At 63.0% G+C, this 18,557-nt stretch carries 14 protein-coding genes; 7 read left to right on the top strand and 7 right to left on the bottom strand.

All coding sequences use genetic code 11. The features are described from left to right. Nucleotides 1-16 precede the first annotated feature (16 nt). From ACZ889_RS11110 to ACZ889_RS11095, 4 genes are all read left to right on the top strand, one after another. On the top strand, nucleotides 17-373 hold the full coding sequence (locus ACZ889_RS11110) for a 4a-hydroxytetrahydrobiopterin dehydratase (RefSeq protein WP_003254532.1): 357 nt from the start codon (nucleotides 17-19) through the stop codon (nucleotides 371-373). A gap of 189 nt (nucleotides 374-562) precedes the next feature. Continuing rightward, on the top strand, nucleotides 563-691 hold the full coding sequence (locus tag ACZ889_RS11105; protein ID WP_003254533.1) for a hypothetical protein: 129 nt from the start codon (nucleotides 563-565) through the stop codon (nucleotides 689-691). Nucleotides 692-848: 157 nt separating this feature from the next. Then, on the top strand, nucleotides 849-5,048 hold the full coding sequence (locus tag ACZ889_RS11100) for a deaminase domain-containing protein (protein WP_180688659.1): 4,200 nt from the start codon (nucleotides 849-851) through the stop codon (nucleotides 5,046-5,048). Between the two features lie 90 nt (nucleotides 5,049-5,138). After that, entirely contained in the window at nucleotides 5,139-6,341 is a 1,203-nt protein-coding gene (locus ACZ889_RS11095) for an MFS transporter (RefSeq protein WP_180688660.1), read from the top strand. A 132-nt stretch (nucleotides 6,342-6,473) separates the two neighbouring features. Here the strand turns inward: ACZ889_RS11095 and ydiJ are convergent, their stop codons facing one another. After that, entirely contained in the window at nucleotides 6,474-9,494 is a 3,021-nt protein-coding gene (gene ydiJ, locus ACZ889_RS11090; protein ID WP_004575994.1) for a D-2-hydroxyglutarate dehydrogenase YdiJ, read from the bottom strand. Between the two features lie 152 nt (nucleotides 9,495-9,646). Here ydiJ and ACZ889_RS11085 point away from each other — a divergent pair, with 152 nt between their 5' ends. Next, entirely contained in the window at nucleotides 9,647-10,531 is an 885-nt protein-coding gene (locus tag ACZ889_RS11085; protein WP_003254537.1) for a LysR substrate-binding domain-containing protein, read from the top strand. 277 nt (nucleotides 10,532-10,808) lie between these two features. Here ACZ889_RS11085 and ACZ889_RS11080 read toward each other — a convergent pair whose 3' ends face one another. From ACZ889_RS11080 to ACZ889_RS11055, 6 genes are all read right to left on the bottom strand, one after another. Then, nucleotides 10,809-12,227, bottom strand: coding sequence for an amino acid permease (locus tag ACZ889_RS11080; RefSeq protein ID WP_178085909.1), 1,419 nt, complete (start codon nucleotides 12,225-12,227; stop codon nucleotides 10,809-10,811). 638 nt (nucleotides 12,228-12,865) lie between these two features. Further along, on the bottom strand, nucleotides 12,866-13,933 hold the full coding sequence (gene rluB, locus ACZ889_RS11075; RefSeq protein WP_003254539.1) for a 23S rRNA pseudouridine(2605) synthase RluB: 1,068 nt from the start codon (nucleotides 13,931-13,933) through the stop codon (nucleotides 12,866-12,868). Nucleotides 13,934-14,120: 187 nt separating this feature from the next. Next, a complete protein-coding gene (gene scpB, locus ACZ889_RS11070) occupies nucleotides 14,121-14,888 on the bottom strand; it encodes an SMC-Scp complex subunit ScpB (protein ID WP_476257379.1) in 768 nt (255 codons plus the stop codon). After that, nucleotides 14,875-15,615: a segregation and condensation protein A gene (locus tag ACZ889_RS11065; RefSeq protein WP_162182116.1), complete on the bottom strand. Its 741-nt coding sequence runs from the start codon at nucleotides 15,613-15,615 to the stop codon at nucleotides 14,875-14,877. Before ACZ889_RS11065 ends, scpB begins: the two co-directional genes overlap by 14 nt. A 110-nt stretch (nucleotides 15,616-15,725) precedes the next feature. Then, nucleotides 15,726-16,355: an L-threonylcarbamoyladenylate synthase gene (locus tag ACZ889_RS11060; RefSeq protein WP_003254544.1), complete on the bottom strand. Its 630-nt coding sequence runs from the start codon at nucleotides 16,353-16,355 to the stop codon at nucleotides 15,726-15,728. Between the two features lie 13 nt (nucleotides 16,356-16,368). After that, nucleotides 16,369-17,229 (bottom strand): PHP domain-containing protein, encoded by an 861-nt coding sequence (locus ACZ889_RS11055; RefSeq protein WP_180688663.1) that lies wholly within the window; start codon nucleotides 17,227-17,229, stop codon nucleotides 16,369-16,371. A gap of 67 nt (nucleotides 17,230-17,296) precedes the next feature. Here ACZ889_RS11055 and ACZ889_RS11050 point away from each other — a divergent pair, with 67 nt between their 5' ends. After that, nucleotides 17,297-17,890 carry a septation protein A gene (locus ACZ889_RS11050; RefSeq protein ID WP_003254547.1) on the top strand — a complete coding sequence of 198 codons (594 nt, stop codon included), beginning with the start codon at nucleotides 17,297-17,299 and terminating at the stop codon, nucleotides 17,888-17,890. Between the two features lies 1 nt (nucleotide 17,891). After that, complete coding sequence (locus tag ACZ889_RS11045) at nucleotides 17,892-18,191, top strand: YciI family protein (RefSeq protein WP_012273585.1); 300 nt, start codon at nucleotides 17,892-17,894, stop codon at nucleotides 18,189-18,191. Nucleotides 18,192-18,557 lie beyond the last annotated feature (366 nt).

Raw genomic sequence — 18,557 nt, 5'->3', positions numbered from 1 at the left:
AACCGGAAAACACCTCATGAATGCCTTGAACCAAGCCCATTGCGAAGCCTGCCGCGCCGACGCACCGAAAGTCACCGACGAAGAGCTGGCTGAGCTGATCCGCGAAATCCCGGACTGGAACATCGAAGTACGTGACGGCCACATGGAGCTGGAGCGCGTGTTCCTGTTCAAGAACTTCAAGCACGCCCTGGCATTCACCAATGCCGTGGGCGAAATCGCCGAGGCCGAAGGCCACCACCCAGGGCTGCTGACTGAATGGGGCAAGGTCACCGTGACCTGGTGGAGCCACTCGATCAAAGGCCTGCACCGCAACGACTTCATCATGTGCGCACGCACTGACAAGGTGGCGGAAACGGCTGAAGGCCGGAAGTAATCACCAGAACGAAGGGGCCAGAGGCCCCTTTTTTCATGGGGCATCTGTGCGCTGTTCGCCCGCAAAACCGACAAACGACCGGGAAAAAAACCAAACTGTCATCCAGACTTGTGTATCCTGCCCCAGCTTTTTGAAGCCACAAACGCGCCTGGCGCAGACTTTTCACTCACACTTGCGAGGAACGACGAGATGCATGAAATCCCGAATCTTCCCTTCCCAAGCCTGAACCCAGAAGAGCCATCCGTGACCGTTCACGCCGAACCGGCAGCTGCCGCCGAGCAGGATGGTGACGATCAATCCAGCGCTGACCAGGAATAACTGCGCATCCCCGACTGTGTGAAAACGGCTGACCTGCGGGCTACCCCCGTCATCACGTTTTCACACCGTCTAAAATCAACGTTGTAACAACCCACTACCACCTGCCCCGCCCCTTCCCTACACAGACTCGTGCCTCCAACCGCAAAGAGGCAGAGCCATGTCATCCATCACTGACGCCGCCGACCTACTCGCCCGGATAGACACCCTGGACGCCGAAAGCGTGCGCCTGCACAGCGACCTGTCCGGTCCAATGGACCTGGCCACATCGCTGCGCGAACATTTCAACCAGGCACTGGGCTTCACAGACCTGTTCCCCGTCGACCTGAGCGATCATGACCTGCACCAGCAGCTGACCGAAGCTTTCGCCCGTGAACCGGCGCGTGAGCACTTCAACCGCACCCTGCGACGCCCCGCCGGCAGCCAAGTAGAGGCGAACCTGGTGGCGACCTTGCAGGCAAAACTGGCCCATATCGTGATCACGGCAACCGATGCCTCACTGATCGCCGAGCTGAGCGAAGGCCTGCCCTATCCATGGCCCTATGCCAGTTGCAGCCTTGCCCAGGCACTCTGGGCTCGCCGGGTGTGCCTGACCCAGCGTGACTGCTTCGTGGCGGCCGCCTTGCTGCTGTACCCCAGTTTGCCAACTACCCCCCGGCCTCCACGATCGCCATCCCGTCCACTGGTGCTGGACAACTACCTGGACCTGCCCACACTGGCCGAACACCTGCTGAAGCCTCCAGCCGGCGTTCACCTTGCCGTACACCTGTTCACCTCTCTCGGTGCCACCGTCTATGCACAAGGCAGGCGTTACCGCCCACCCACTGCCCGCGAACGGGAAGCAGGCGTAACCCCTGATCAAAATGGAAAGGCGTTTCTGCCAGGCCCGGCATTGAATGCGCCAGCAGCTCAAGCGCTCGACGCCCTGCTGCATTCGTCCATGTTCACCCAATGGGCCGGCGAACTGGCCGCCTCGGCAGAATGGGACGCCAGCTCCGATCACTTGGCCTTGGCCGAACAAACCTTGATCGACGTGTTGTACCCACCCGATGACCGCCAGCCGGGGCTGATCATGGCTTTCGATCTGTTCAGCCCGGACAATGCCACGCTCCCCGTGGAGGAGATCCGCCTCGACCTGATCAACAGCGTGCAAATCCGTCTCGCCTGCACCCCGGCGATTGCGCAACTGGCCGGTGAGCTGCTGATGCGCCGCTTCGCCCCCGAACTACTGCTCAGTGGCTACCCGGCCGATTTCAACTTCGAACCCGACCTGCGCTGGGCCAGCATCCGCCAGGGAGCCCTGATACTCAGCGCCCGCCAGCAACCGATGACCTTCGACAACGCAGAAGAGGTCATGCGCCAGGCCCTGCTAGAGAATGACCCCGTTCCCGAAGAAGCACTGCGCCAGACGCTGGCGGTGTGGGCCCCCTTGCGCGGATCATTCGAACTCCCCCCGCCCTGGTCGCACCAGCAATGGCAATTGGCGTTGCATCGCTACCTGGCGGTCAGGGACGTTGAAAGCCTCAACGATCTCCCGGACCGCTTCGAGGAGGCGCGTCGTCAGTTGCTCCAGAGCCGGATAGCGCCAGAGTCGCGTAATGCTGATGGCCAAGTGCACCTACTGATGTACCTTGACCATGGCGCAGGCTACCGAAGCAATCCCCGCTTGCCGGACGTGACCGCCTGGTATGAAGTGGCCTTCGGCGTTTGGGAGCAGCGTGCCATCAACGTCTATCAGGCTATCCTGCACCGCTGCTTGAGCCACCTGCCGGAAGATATCAAGGACCGCCTGCGTGATGGCCCCTGGACCGCCTATGCCGTGACCTGGCCGATCTACGTGGGTCCCGATAACCGACCTGAGTACGGCTCCAGCCCCAGAGCGGACTGGCACATGCAGACGGCCACCCAGGGTTTCGTCGTACATGCCCCCGGCACAGAGGGCGATTGGCTTTACGAGCTGTTCCCCGAACGGCTGCACTGGCAAGCGCACTTCATTGCCCGCACAGCGCCGACGCGCCTGGCCGAGCAACTGACGCTGCTCTACAGCGAATACAACCAATCACAACTGCCGTGGATCGCTGCCGACTTTCCCGCCTTGCGACAAGTGCTCATCGCCCCCACGCAAGATCGCCTCGACTCACTGGCCAGGCATTACGCCAGCGATATCGCCCTGGGCAATCGGGATGCTTTGCATGCACTGGGCAAAGGCGCTACCCCGCATGAACAATTCCTGGCCAGGCGCCAGTCCGTGAGCACTGGGCGCTACTTGCAACGGTTGTTTTCCAACCTGATACCGGGCTTGAGTTGCCTGAACCCAGAGGATGGCAGCGATGCACTGGCTTGTGTCCTGGACATCGCCGCGCTGAAAGGCGCGGCAGTCACGCTTGGTGGACGGGCCTTCAAACCATTGGCCAAGCTTCCCGGCGTGCTGGGCCAAAGCGCCAACACCGCACGCCTGAACGCCGCGCGCGCCGCCCGACGCTGGAGCAGCATCCCCGTCACGCCCGACTTCAGCGAGCGCCTTACCCCGCCCAAGCGCTGGCGCAGCGCGCCCGAACTGACGACGGTCGCCCCCGAATCCCGGGAACTCATGACGCAGCGAAGGGTACTGCCGGGCCAGACGCCCGATGCCGTGCTACTCGACCAAATACCCGGCAGCCATGGTCCGGTGCCACACGAGCTGCCCGAGACAGCCACACTGATCCCACGCGACAATGCCACGGTCGATGCAATCATTCATGGCGCCGCCTATCGCCTTCAACCACCGAACACCTCGGGACTGGTACGTCGGGTTGCCCATGAGCCGCTACTCGGCCAGCCACCCACCGAGGTGCGGCCGCCTTACCCCGGCGGCGAAGCGCGAATGGCCCTGAGCTTCTCGCCCTTGCCCAATGACGCCGGCACACCCGTATTCGGACAACACGTCAGTCACGCCTTCCAAACCGTGCGGATCGAGCCGGTACCGATTCGTTACCGCCCCCAGCACACGCGCTTCGACATCTGGGCGCAGGTCATGGTGCGCGAGGGCAAGGTCGTCGTGCACGCCCCTAATCACCCCAGGCGATTGAAGCCCTTGCCCGTCGAAGAAACCCAGTTACGCCTTGGCGTCATCTCGCCTCCCGTGTACCACAGGCGCATCGTGGTCGACCCATCGCCCGAACTACGCTTCGGCTTGCCTGCGGACATGCCGATCGAGCAAGTCAGACAGATTACCGAGTACTGCCCTCCCGTGCGCCTGGGCGGGCTGGCACGGACCATCCCCGACCGCCGCACCCTGCGCGGCGCATTGATCGACTGGCGCGGTGAGCAGTGGTTGATCGTCGAGGCCGATCTGGGAGTTTTTTATGGAGCCCCTCATCAGCCCTGGGCGTGGCAGACAAGGCTGCTGGATGCCCCGGCACTGCCAGCTTCGCTGCCACATCCGCCCAGAGGGCTGCGTCGCAGGTTCGAGAGAATCACCGACCACGAGGCCATCGAGCGGTACCTGGAAATCAGCGAAACCTACCGCATCGTCGCCGAGCGCCCCAACCTGCAGCGCGATGTCGATAACGTGGTCAGATTGCTGCGCGACTGGATAGAACAAGGGCGAACATGGCAACTCCGCCACCCCTCGCGATTCCTGCAGTTCATCGAAGCCATGGAGTCGCGCCTGCTCCCGGAATACGCGCGCAACATCCTCACGCAGAGCGCGGCCCAGGACGCTTTGGCGGGCCCTGCCAGTCGCGGCATCGCAGCATTGAACCGGGAGATAGTCCCGATCTGGAGGCAGTTCCACAGCACCAGCGCCGCAGACCGCCAACACATCCTTGGCGTACTGGACGATCTGCTACCTGCGCGCGGCGCCACTACCCCTTACACACCGGCAGCAGGTGCTCAGTCGCTCGACGACAACGCGATGGCCGCCTTGCGTCAGCACCTCTACCCAGTCAACCTGGCCTTTGCCAGCGTCACGCTGAAGGACCATAGCCGCGTGGTGTTCTTCGCCCTGTCAGGCAGCCCTGGCCGGCGCGCATTGCATATCATCCCGACGCCCCGCCTCACACCGGCAGTGGACTACGTCGATGCACGTCAGATTAACCAGTTTTTCCCGCCAGACCCGCGGTTTACCGAGCTGCCAATCCTGCGGCGCGCAGATTTCCTGTGGACGCGCGTCCATAAGCGACATCTCGATGCCGAACGACACATCGCCAGCGCGCTGAACCGCAGACTGCTTCACCGCCACACCGAGGTCGAGCGTATCGATGTCTTCACAATGCTCGACTCCTGTCGCTCCTGTGGCGGCTTCGTCCTGCCGCGCTTGCGGCTGGATTACCCGCAAGCCGAGTTCAGTGTGACCTGGATGCTCGATTACACCAACTGACTACAGCCTGACAGCTTCGCCCGCAAACACCCTTGCTGTGGTTAAGATGGCGGCACACACTGCCATCCTTACCGCAGCAACGGGTCCCCAATGCCAGCACGCAGTCCCACATCACTTGCCGTCACTGGGCAAGTCGTCTCCATCGTCCTGTTCACCTTCATCGGCTACCTGAACATCGGCATCCCCTTGGCCGTGCTGCCCGGCTATGTGCACAACGACCTGGGTTTCAGTGCCGTGGTCGCCGGCCTGGTGATCAGCGTGCAGTACCTCGCGACGCTGCTCAGCCGCCCTGGCTCCAGCCGCATCATCGACAACCACGGCAGCAAGAAGGCGGTCATGTACGGACTGGCTGGCTGCGGGCTCAGCGGGGTATTCATGCTGGCCTGCGCCTTCCTCACTCACCTACCCTGGTTGAGCCTGGCTTGCCTGCTGGCCGGTCGCCTGGTGCTGGGCAGCGCCGAAAGCCTGGTAGGCTCGGGGGCGATCGGCTGGGGCATTGGCCGGGTGGGTGCCGCAAACACGGCCAAGGTCATTTCCTGGAACGGCATCGCCAGCTATGGTGCGCTGGCCATCGGCGCCCCACTGGGCGTGCTGATGGTCAAAGGCCTCGGGCTGTGGAGCATGGGTGTGAGCATCATCCTGCTGTGCGTACTCGGTTTGCTGCTGGCCTGGCCCAAGCAAGCCGCACCCATCGTCAGCGGTGTACGCCTGCCGTTCCTGCGGGTGCTGGGCAAGGTATTCCCGCATGGCTCAGGGCTTGCCCTGGGCTCGATCGGCTTTGGCACCATCGCCACCTTCATCACCCTTTACTACGCAAGCCGTGGCTGGGCCAATGCGGCGCTGACCCTGAGCCTGTTCGGCGCCAGTTTCATCAGCGCACGGCTGCTCTTTGGCAACCTGATCAATCGCATCGGTGGCTTCAGGGTGGCGATCGCCTGCCTGTCGGTGGAAACGCTTGGGCTGTTGATGCTGTGGCTGGCACCCAACGCCGAACTGGCCTTGGCGGGGGCTGCACTGAGTGGGTTTGGTTTCTCGCTGGTGTTTCCGGCATTGGGCGTGGAGGCGGTGAACCAAGTGTCGGCAGCTAACCGCGGGGCAGCGGTGGGGGCGTATTCGCTGTTCATCGACTTGTCACTGGGGGTGACCGGGCCATTGGTCGGTGCGGTGGCGGCGGGGTTCGGCTTCGCTTCGATGTTTCTGTTCGCGGCGGCTGCGGCAGCGTGTGGGTTGGTATTGAGCCTCTATTTGTACCGCCAGGGGCGTCGGGACAGGGACCGTACAACAGCAGCCTGAAAGCCGGTGCCGGCCTCTTCGCGGCCCACCCCAACCCTGCAGGGTTGACGCGCCAGCCTGGCGTGCACGATCCCCCCGTAGGAGCGGGTTCACCCGCGAAGGGCTGCAAAGCAGCCCCAAAAGGCCTCAAACTTAGCGCTGAGCGTACTGCAACACCACCTCAAGCGGGTGACGCATCTTCCGCTCGGTCATGCGCTTGACCTGGCTACGGCACGAATAACCGGTCGCCAGCGGCTCCCCGTCCTTGTCCAGCTTGGTCGCCCAGCTCTGCTCGAATATGGTCCGCGAGGTTTCCTGGTTGCGAGCTTCGTGCCCATAGGTACCGGACATGCCGCAGCAACCCGTGGCCTCGGTCACCAGCTTCAGCCCCAGACGGGCGAACACCTGCTCCCACTGCCGGGTGCTGGCCGGCACGTTGGTCTTCTCGGTGCAGTGCGCCATCAGGCGGAAGCTGCCCGGTGCGGTAGGCGCCTGCTCGGGCAGCACATCCATCAACCATTCCTGCGGCAGCAGCACCTGCGGGCAACCCTCCAGGCCTGGCACCTTCTGGTACTCCTGGCGATACACCAGCGTCATCGCCGGGTCCAGCCCCACCAGCGGCACACCGCAATCGGCCAGGGCCTTGAGCTGCGTGGCGTTGCGGATCGCTGCCTTGGCAAACGCGCCAAGGAAACCCTGTACGTGCAACGGCTTGCCGTTGGCGCTGTACGGCGCCAGGAATACCCGGTGGCCCAGGCGGTGGGCAAGGTCGATGAAGGCTGACAGCAGCGGTGTTTCGAAGTAGCGGGTGAAGGCGTCCTGCACCAGCACGATGCTGCGCTCGCGCTGGGCCGGGGTCAGCTCGCGCAGGGCCGGCACCGTGGCCATGCCAACGCGGCAACGGGTCAGGGTAGCCTGGAAGTTGAAGCGGCTGATCAGCGGGCTGTCGACCATGCCCACCTTGTCGGCCAGCAGTTGGCTCACCCACTTCGAACCCATCACCGCGTTGTACAGCCCCGGCGCGTGCGCCAGGTAGGGGATAGTGAACTCAAGCGAGCCGATCAGGTAGTCACGCAGCGGGCGCTGGTAGCGACCGTGGTACAGCTCGAGGAAGCGCGAGCGGAAGTCCGGCACATTGACCTTGATCGGGCACTGCCCGGCGCACGATTTGCACGCCAGGCAGCCAGCCATGGCGTCGTACACTTCATGGGAGAAGTCCTCCTGGCCCTGGTTGCGCGCGCGGTTGTTGCGCAGACGCGCCGGCAGGCCCTTGAGCCACGACACCTTGTTGCGCGCCGCAGCCAGCACATCGATGTTCGCCTCGCCCTGCAGGCGCAGCCACTCGCGCATCAGCGAGGCGCGGCCCTTGGGCGAATGCTGGCGTTCGCGGGTAGCCTTCCACGACGGGCACATGGCGTCGTTGGGGTCATAGTTGTAACAGGCGCCATTGCCGTTGCAGTGCACGGCGCTGGGGAAGTCCTGCCATACGCGCTCGTCAATGGTACGGTCAAGGTCGCCGCGCAGGGTCACGCCATCGACCGGGGTCAGGCCCTCGGCGCTGCCCAGTGGCGTGCAGATCTTGCCCGGGTTGAGCTGGTTGTGCGGGTCAAAGGCGCCCTTCAGGCGCTGCAACGCCGGGTACAGCTCACCGAAGTACTCGGGCACGTATTCCGAGCGCAGGCCCTTGCCGTGCTCACCCCACAGCAGGCCGCCATAGCGCTTGGTCAGCGCGGCAACGGCGTCGGAAATCGGCTTGACCAGCGCGGCCTGCGCCGGGTCTTTCATGTCCAGTGCCGGGCGCACGTGCAGCACGCCGGCATCGACGTGGCCAAACATGCCGTAGGCCAGGCCGTAGCCATCGAGCAGTGCGCGGAAGTCGGCGATGTAGTCGGCCAACTGCTCTGGCGGTACCGCGGTGTCCTCCACGAACGGCTGCGGGCGCACTTCGCCTTCGACGTTGCCTAGCAGGCCCACCGAACGCTTGCGCATGGTATAGACGCGGGTGACTGCCTCGGCGCCTTCGGCCAAGGTGTGGCCCAGGCGCTCGACGCTGGTGTCGCTTTGCAGGTGCTGGATGAACGCCTGCACCTTGGCGTTGACCTCGGCCGGCTCGTCGCCGCAGAACTCCACCAGGTTGATGCCCAGCGTGGGGCGTTCGGGGTCCGCCGGGAAATACTCGGCAACGCTGTGCCAAACGATGTCTTTCATCGCCAGCATCAGCACCTTGGAGTCGACCGTCTCGATCGACAGCGGCTTGTGCGCCATCAGCGCGTTGGCATCACGCAGCGCATCCATGAAGCTGGTGTAGCGTACGTTGACCAGCACCGCATATTTGGGAATCGGCAGCACGTTGAGCTTGGCTTCGACCACGTAGCCCAGCGAGCCCTCGGCGCCGCACAGCACGCTGTTGAGGTTGAAGCGGCCCTGCTCGTCGCGCAGGTGCGCCAGGTCGTAGCCGGTCAGGCAACGGTTGAGCTTGGGAAAGGTGGTTTCAATCAGTTCGGCCTGGGTTTCCTGAATTTCCCGGGCCATGCGGTACACCTCGCCGACCCGGCCCGGCGCTGCGCAGGCCTGCTCCAGCGCAGCATCGTCGATCGGCAGGCTGTGCAGGCGTTCGCCACCGAGCAGCACGCTGTGCAGCTCCAGCACATGGTCGCGGGTTTTGCCGTAGGTGCAACTGCCCTGGCCACTGGCATCCGTGTTGATCATGCCGCCGACCGTGGCGCGGTTGGAGGTGGACAGCTCAGGGGCGAAGAACAGCCCATGCGGCTTGAGCGCAGCATTGAGCTGGTCCTTGACCGTGCCGGCCTGTACCCGCACCCAGCGCTCTTGCACGTTGATTTCGAGAATGTTGTTCATGTGCCGCGACAGGTCGACGACGATACCGTCGGTCAGCGACTGGCCGTTGGTGCCGGTGCCACCACCGCGGGGGGTCAGCTTGACCTGCTGGAAGCGCGGTTCACCCATTAGCGTGGCGACCCGCGCCACATCGTCGGCATCCAGCGGGAACACCGCCGCCTGCGGCAAGCGCTGGTAGATCGAGTTGTCGGTGGCCAGTACCGTGCGGGTTGCGTAGTCGGCACTGATCTGGCCACGGAAGCCGCTGTTGCGCAGGGCTTCGAGGAATTCGGGGTAATTGGCGCTCGGTGCAACGGTGGACAGCTGGGCGATCATCGAAGGATGGCCTCTTGATATTGGCTAAATCACGGGATCCCTGTCGCCCCGGCATGGGTTGAGGCATGCAGGGATGACGTATAGGCCAATGTTCCTGTAGTTTCGCGTCAGGGGCAAACGGATAATCCTGCCGCTATCAATGACTTTTATGAATGAATTACCGCCACCTGACCCCATCCATGTCACTGCTGCTGGCTTTCGAGGCCGCCGCCCGGCATGAAAGCTACACCCGTGCCGCCGCCGAACTGTCGCTGACCCAAAGCGCGGTCAGCCGCCAGGTGCAAGCCTTGGAGCAGCAGTTGGGCCTGACCCTGTTCCGCCGCGAGGGGCGCCAGGTGCAGCTGACCGATGTCGGCCGCCTGTACCAGCGCGAGCTGAGCGAGGCACTGGGGCGCATCCGCAGCGCCACCTTGCAGGCACTGGCCTATCAGTCGGGGGTAGGCACCTTGCGCCTGGCTACCCTGCCAACCTTCGGCTCGAAATGGCTGTTGCCGAGGCTGCATGCGTTCTACAGCGCTCACCCAGGCATGCTGGTGCACATTCATTCACGCATTGAAACCATCAACTTCGACACCAGCGAAATCGATGCCGCCATCGGCGTGGCCAGCCACGACTTGCCGGGGCTTGTCTGCCATCGCCTGCATGCCGAGGAGCTGGTGGTGATCTTGCCGCCGGAGGCCGGCGTCGGCAGCCAAGGCTGGAGCCCGGCGCGGATCAGTGAAGAGGTGCTGCTGAATGTGGCCAACAACCCGCATGCGTGGGGCGAGTGGTTTTCCCATCATGGCTTGCCGCATCGGGCGATGCGGCTGGGGCCGAGTTTCGAGCTGACCTCGCACCTGATCCAGGCGGTACGTGCCGGGATCGGGATCGGGCTGGTGCCGCGCATATTGGTGGAGGAGGAACTGGCCAAGGGCGAGCTGTACAGCCCGGGTGTGGCGTTTGCCAGCCAGCGTAGTTATTACCTGATCTACCCGCCGAGGAATGAGGCACTGCCGTCGCTGCGGGCATTCAGGGGGTGGTTGCTGGAGCAGATCTGATTGTTGGCGGGATCACCTGACCTGAGGGCAACGCTGCACCTGTAGGAGCGGGTTCACCCGCGAAAGGGCCGGGCCTGCTGGCCAATCTTCACCTGCCGCTCACCGTTGCCGCCGCTACCGTATTCGCGGGTAAACCCGCTCCTACAAGGGTTACGCAAGCCTCAGGCATACCAGGTCGTTGTAGGAGCGGGTTCACCCGCGAAAGGGCCCGTACAGGCAACAAAAAACCCGAAGCCAGCCACCTGACTCCGGGTTTTCGCATACCGCTTATGGCGCCTTACTTGGCCACAGTCTCAACAGCACCGCCCGCATTCACCTGGCGACGCGACTTGACCATGTACACCGCCAACATCGCAAGCAGCCACACCGGGATCGCATACACCGACACCTGGATGCCCGGGATCATCAGCATGATGCCCAGAATCAGCACCACGAAGGCCAGCACCACATAGTTGCCGTACGGGTACCACAGTGCCTTGAACAGCGGCTTCTGGCCGGTACGGTCGAGGTGCTGACGGAACTTCAGGTGCGAGTAGCTGATCATCGCCCAGTTGATCACCAGGGTGGCCACGACCAGCGACATCAGCAGTTCCAGCGCGTTTTGCGGCATCAGGTAGTTCAGCAGCACGGCGACGAAGGTCACGGCAGCCGACACCAGGATCGAACGCACTGGCACGCCCCGCTTGTCGACCTTGGCCAGCGACGCCGGGGCATCGCCCTGCTCGGCCATACCCAGCAGCATGCGGGCGTTGCAGTAGGTGCCGCTGTTGTACACCGACAGCGCCGCAGTCAGCACCACGAAGTTCAGCAGGTTGGCAGCCACGTCACTGCCCAGCAGCGAGAACACTTGCACGAACGGGCTGCTGCCGTAGCTGCCACCCGAGGCGTCGATGCTGGCGACCAGGTTGTCCCACGGGGTCAGCGACAGCAGCACCACCAACGCACCGACATAGAAAATCAGGATGCGGTAGATGACCTGATTGATCGCTTTGGGGATCACGGTCTTTGGCTTGTCGGCCTCGGCGGCGGTGAAGCCGAGCATTTCCAGGCCACCAAAGGAAAACATGATGAAAGCCAAGGCCATTACCAGCCCGCTGACACCGTTGGGGAAGAAGCCGCCGTGTGTCCACAGGTTGGCCACGGTGGCTTCAGGGCCGCCGCTGCCGCTGGTCAGCAGGTAGGCACCCAGGCCGATCATGCTGACGATGGCGACCACTTTGATGATGGCGAACCAGAATTCGGCTTCACCGAAGAACTTCACGTTCATCAGGTTGATGGCGTTGATCAGCACGAAGAAGGCTGCCGCCGTGACCCAGGTGGGGATCTCCGGCCACCAGTAGTGAACATACTTGCCGACCGCCGAAAGCTCCGACATGCCCACCAGGATATACAGCACCCAGCAGTTCCAGCCCGACAGGAAGCCGGCGAACCCACCCCAGTAGGTGTGGGCGAAATGGCTGAACGAGCCGGCCACCGGCTCTTCGACGATCATTTCACCCAGCTGGCGCATGATCATGAAGGCGATGAAGCCGCAGATGGCGTAGCCAAGAATCATCGACGGGCCGGCGGATTTCATCACGCCTGCCGAGCCGAGGAACAGGCCGGTACCAATCGCACCGCCGAGGGCAATCAACTGGATATGGCGGTTCTTCAGGCCCCGCTTTAGCTCGCCTGAATGCATGTTTTGTCCACTCATGAACGAAGTCACCTGCATTGTTTTTATCTGTGACGGAATCGGACCCACCGCGCTCGTGGCGCAGCGGAATGGGCAAGGTGGTTACCTTGGGTTTCTTGACCTCAGGTGCCGCCGGAGCGGGTCAACCAGGCGTGATCAAGAGTGCGCGGTACGCAAGAGGGTCACAGGTAAAACGCGGCGCACTGTATACCCCTGCAAACGCGCAGGCGTCAACGCGTTGCATCGTTTCCTCGGGAAAAAACGCAGCGTTCCTGTGGTACAGGCCTTCAAAGGCGAAGTGATCGGCGTACATGGCGCCTCCATTTGTTGTTTTGTCAGCCCGGCTCTTTGGACGGGCTCCTGCACAAGGCAATGGCGGCTATAACACCGTGGGGACGGGGGTTTGGGCAAGGGTGGCTGGCGCCATGGCGACGGCTTTGGCACAGGGGCGCCGGCAAGGTTTGTTTACACGATCGGGCTTGATCTGAAATGCGGACTGAAAACGGCTACATTCGTACAGATTTCTTTACAAGGCGGTTCAAGAACTTGCCAGTCGTCCGAAAAATTCTTTTTGTTCAATATCTTGGGCTTGGCCCACATTCCCGCAGGCATAAAAAAACCAGCCCGAAGGCTGGTTCCTTGATAACCACACTGGCTTATCAGCCACGCGGCTTGCCGCGACCACGGCCTGCCGGCTTGTCGCCATCAGGCTTGCCCGGACGCTTGCGCATCTCGCTCGGGCGCTCAGCCACCGTGCTGCCACGGGTGGGTTTACGCGGCGCTTCTTCACGCGGCTGACGCGCCGGGCGTTCGCCAGTAGCGGCACCTTCGTGGGCCGGGCGCAGGTTGCGCACGCGCTCGCCACGGCCCAGCGGGCGGGTCGACTTGCGCTGCAGGCGCTCCATCTTGTCCTTGGCCTTGAGTTTCATGGCTGGCAGCGCGACCGGCTGCAGGCCCACTTCGGCGGCGAGGATGTCGATTTCGCCCTGGGTCATTTCGCGCCAGCGGCCCATCGGCAGGTCGGAGTTGAGGAACACCGGGCCGAAACGCACACGCTTCAGGCGGCTGACCACCATGCCCTGGGATTCCCACAGGCGACGCACCTCACGGTTACGACCTTCCATCACCACGCAGTGGTACCAGTGGTTGAAGCCTTCGCCACCCGGTGCCTTCTGGATATCGGTGAACTTGGCCGGGCCGTCTTCCAGCATTACGCCGGCTTTCAGGCGCTCGATCATCTCGTCGTCGACTTCACCACGTACACGTACCGCGTACTCACGGTCCATCTCGTAGGACGGGTGCATCAGGCGGTTGGCCAGTTCACCGTCGGTGGTGAACAGCAGCAAGCCAGTGGTATTGATGTCGAGGCGGCCGATGTTGATCCAGCGGCCTTCTTTTGGCCGTGGCAAGCGATCGAACACGGTCGGACGGCCTTCCGGGTCGTCACGGGTGCAGATTTCGCCGTCGGGTTTGTTGTACATGATCACCCGGCGGGTGGCCTCGGCGGCCTCCTCGCGCTTGATCAGCTTGCCGTCGACGGCGATGGCGTCGTGCAGGTCGACGCGCTGGCCAAGGGTGGCCTCGACGCCGTTGACCTTGATGCGACCCTGGCTGATCCAGGCCTCGACATCACGCCGCGAGCCCACGCCAATGCGCGCCAGCACTTTCTGCAGCTTTTCGCCGGATGGCGGGGTGATTTCGGTTTCTTTCAGGTCTTGCTCACTCATCTGGGCACCTCCCGGTGTAGGAATGAAAACAGGTTTCTGGCGACGAACGCGCCAAAAGGCCGCGCATCATACGCGGTTCATCAGGGGAACGCACTGGAGGGTAGAGGGTTTTGTGGGGCTGGGCATGATTTTCTGCCCAATGGGCTTTGTGCTGGCCTCTTCGCGGGCAGCACAGGCAACAGATCAATCAGGGCTGCGCCTTGATCTCCTCCTCCATCGGAGGCTCAGGCTCTTCTCCCCGCAGATCATCAAAATCGGTTTTCAAACCGTCTTCCATGGCATCCAGCTCCACCAACAGGCTACGGAAGCTGGTCTCCTCTTTCGGCTCACCAACCTCCTCGTCCCCAAGGCTGGCATCCGCCAACGCCTGCAGGTGCGCAGGCACCGGCGCATCATCCGGGTCAAGTTGCGGCGCTGGTTCCATTTCGCGCAGCTCGGCCAAAGCTGGCAGGTCTTCAAGGCTCTTGAGGTTGAAATGATCGAGAAACGCCTTGGTGGTGGCGAACATCGCCGGCCGCCCGGGTACTTCGCGGTAGCCGACCACGCGAATCCACTCGCGCTCCATCATGGTTTTGATGATATTGCTGTTCACCGCAACGCCCCGCACGTCCTCGATTTCACCACGGGTGATCGGCTGGCGGTAGGCAATCAGGGCCAGTGTCTCAAGCAGCGCTCGCGAATAGCGCTGAGGGCGCTCTTCCCACAGGCGCCCGACCCAAGGGGCATAAACCTCGCGAATCTGCAGGCGATAGCCGCTGGCCACCTCCTTGAGCTCGAAGGCACGCCCATTGCACGACTTGCCCAGCACCTCCAGAGCCTGCCTGAACACCTTGGGCTCGGGGCGCTCGGTTTCCTCGAACAGCTCGTACAGGCGCTCAAGGGATTGCGGCTTGCCCGAAGCGAGCAAGAAGGCTTCGATCAGCGACGCCAGGTCGCGGGGTTCATTCAGGTTCATCGGGTTCTTCAACTGGCGCCGGGCGAAGCCGCACGTGAATGGCGGCGAAAGGTTCATTCTGCACAAGTTCGATCAGCGATTCCTTCACCAGTTCGAGAACGGCCATGAAGGTCACCACCACGCCCAGCTTGCCCTCCTCGGCAGCGAACAGCGCGATGAACGGCACAAAGGCACCGCCCTTGAGACGCTCCAGCACCTGGCTCATGCGCTCGCGGGTGGACAAGGTCTCACGGGTGATCTGATGGCTTTCGAACAGGTCGTTGCGGCGCATCACCTCGGCCATGGACATCAGCAGCTCTTCCAGGCTGACCTGAGGCAACAGCTTGCGTACCTTGGCCTGCGGCGCTTCCAGGCGCGGCACCACCACCTCGCGCCCGACCCGTGGCAATTCGTCGATGCCCTCGGCGGCGGCCTTGAAACGCTCGTACTCCTGCAGGCGGCGGATCAGTTCGGCGCGTGGGTCACCCTCCTCCTCCTCGACGTCGGCGGAACGCGGCAGCAGCATGCGTGACTTGATCTCGGCAAGCATGGCAGCCATCACCAGGTATTCGGCAGCCAGTTCAAGGCGCACGCTTTTCATCAGCTCCACATAGCCCATGTACTGCCGGGTGATCTCGGCCACAGGGATGTCGAGGATATCGATATTCTGCTTGCGGATCAGGTACAGCAACAGGTCCAGCGGGCCTTCGAACGCTTCGAGGATGACTTCAAGGGCGTCCGGCGGGATGTACAGGTCCAGCGGCAGCTCGGTCAGGGCTTCACCATAGACCAGCGCCAACTGCAGTTGCCGAGGCGCCTCGACCCGTTCGGCTGGCGCCTCAGGCGCTTCCAGCTGGCTCACGCGTTGACCAGGAACGGCGTGGGGTCGCCACAACCTTCGCGGATCAGTTCCGGTTCGTCGCCGGACAGGTCGATGATGGTCGACGCCTTGAGGTCGCCGAACCCGCCATCGATCACCAGGTCAACATGGTGCTCCAGCCGTTCACGGATCTCGTAAGGGTCGGTCATCGGCTCGCTGTCGCCCGGCAGGATCAGGCTGACGCTCATCAGTGGCTCGCCCAACTCGGCCAGCAAGGCCAGGGTGATGGCGTGGTCCGGTACACGCAGCCCGATGGTGCGACGCTTATCGTGCAACAGCAGACGCGGCACTTCACGCGTGCCGTTGAGAATGAATGTGTAAGGCCCCGGTACATGCGCCTTCAGCATGCGGAAGGTGCCGGTGTCGACCTTGGCATACAACCCCAGTTGCGACATGTCGCAGCACATCAGGGTGAAGTTGTGCGTCTTGTCCAGCCCGCGCAGGCGCCGCACCCGCTCGATTGCCGACTTGTCGCCTATCTGGCAACCCAGCGCATAGGCCGAATCCGTCGGATACACCACCACGCCCCCCTTGCGGATGATCTCGACGGCCTGTTTTATCAGGCGCGCCTGTGGGTTCTCCGGATGAATCTGGAAAAATTGGCTCACGTAATCGTCCTGTTCATAGCGCCAAAGGCTGTTCATGGCTGAATCGACGCCACAAAGGTGGCAGATCCTCGGGCAAAGGCCGATAGGCACCGATCTCGCCCCAGGTGCCGGGGCCGTGGAAGTCACTGCCAGCGCTTGCCAGCAGGCCGAACTCACGGGCAAGAATGGACATAGTGCCCACTTGCTCGGCAGGCATCATCCCGTTGACCACTTCAAGCGCCTGCCCTCCTGCCTGAATATAGTCGGCAATCAGCCGCCTGCGCTTGCTGCGGGTCAGGTCGTAGTGCATGGGATGCGCCAGGCTCACCCAGGCGTTGGACTGCCTCAGCGTGGCAACGGTTTCGTCGAGCGTCGGCCAGTGCTGCTTGACGTCGCCCAGCTTGCCGGCACCCAGCCACTTGCGAAACGCTTCACCACGGTCCTTGACGTGCCCGGCACGCACCAGATATTCGGCAAAATGCGGGCGCGCCGGGGCGTTGCCGCTGTCACCCAGCTCGTGCTGCACGGCGCGCGCGCCTTCAAGCGTGCCGGGCATGCCCTTGGCCGCCAGCCGTTTGTCGATTTCTTCGGCACGCAGCCAGCGGCCGTGGTGCAACGCTTGAATCGCCGCAAGCAATGGCGGTGCGTCGAGCGGGAAATCATAACCCAGCACATGGATGGTCGCGCCGCCCCACGTGCAGGACAGCTCCACCCCGCTGACCCAGCGCATACCCAGGTCAAGGCAGGCCTGGCGCGCTTCGGGCAGGCCTTCGAGGGTGTCATGGTCGGTCAGTGCCAGCGCTTGCACCCCGTGTTCATGGGCCCGGGCAACCAGTACCGAAGGCGACAGGGCGCCGTCGGAGGCCGTGCTGTGACAGTGCAGATCAACATTCATGGAGGAGCGCTTTCGCTGGAATCGATGTTTGTTATTATGCCGTCACATCCCGATTCTGGCTGCCATTGTGAAACAATTCATCGATTTCATCCCGCTGCTGCTGTTCTTCATCGTCTACAAGCTCGACCCACGCCCCATGGAAGTCGCCGGCCATCACTTCGAATTTGGCGGCATCTACAGCGCCACAGCCATGCTGATCATCAGCTCGCTGGTCGTGTACGGCGTATTGTTCCTGCGCCAGCGCAAGCTGGAAAAGGGCCAGTGGCTGACGCTGATCGCCTGCCTGGTGTTCGGTGGCCTGACCCTGACCTTTCACAGCGAGACCTTTCTCAAGTGGAAGGCTCCTGTCGTGAACTGGCTGTTCGCCCTGGGTTTTGCCGGCAGCCACTTCATCGGCGATCGGGTGCTGATCAAGCGCATCATGGGCCACGCCCTGACCCTGCCTGATGCCATCTGGACGCGCCTGAACCTGGCCTGGATCGCTTTCTTCCTGTTCTGCGGCGCGGCCAACCTGTTCGTCGCCTTTACCTTCCAGGACTTCTGGGTGGACTTCAAGGTGTTCGGCAGCCTGGGCATGACCGTGATCTTCCTGGTGGCGCAAGGCGTGTACCTGTCGCGCCACCTGCACGATGACCCTTCTACCTCCAAACCCAAGGATTGACATGCTCTACGCCATTATCGCCAGCGACGTCGCAAACTCCCTGGAAAAGCGCCTGGCTGCCCGCCCGGCGCACATCGAACGCCTGCAGCAGCTCAAGGCCGAAGGCCGCGTGGTGTTGGCCGGCCCGCACCCGGCCATCGACAGCAACGACCCGGGCGAAGCGGGTTTCAGCGGTAGCCTGATCGTTGCCGAATTCGAATCGCTGGCGGCGGCGCAGGCCTGGGCCGATGCCGACCCGTACATCGCTGCCGGCGTGTACGACAAGGTTGTGGTCAAGCCGTTCAAGCAAGTGCTGCCTTGACCTGAGACGGCACGGCCTTCTTCGCTACACAAACCTTCGGATCTGTGCCATCGCCCGTAGGAGCGGGTTCACCCGCTAAGAGGCTGGGCCTGCTGGCCAATCTCCATCCGCCGTTCACCGTTGCCGCCGCTACCGTATTCGCGGGTAAACCCGCTCCTACACAGATTGGTGGTGGACACACGTCGGCGGTTGGACACAGCCCTTTGTAGGAGCGGGTTCACCCGCGAAAGGGCCGGGCCTGCTGGCCAATCTCCACACGCTGTTCACCGTTGCTGCCGCTACCGTATTCGCGGGTAAACCCGCTCCTACACAGATTGGTGGTGGACACACGTCGGCGGTTGGACACAGCCCTTTGTAGGAGCGGGT

This window comes from Pseudomonas sp. TE3895, assembly GCF_056278855.1.
This window is presented reverse-complemented; position numbering and strand designations above follow the sequence as displayed.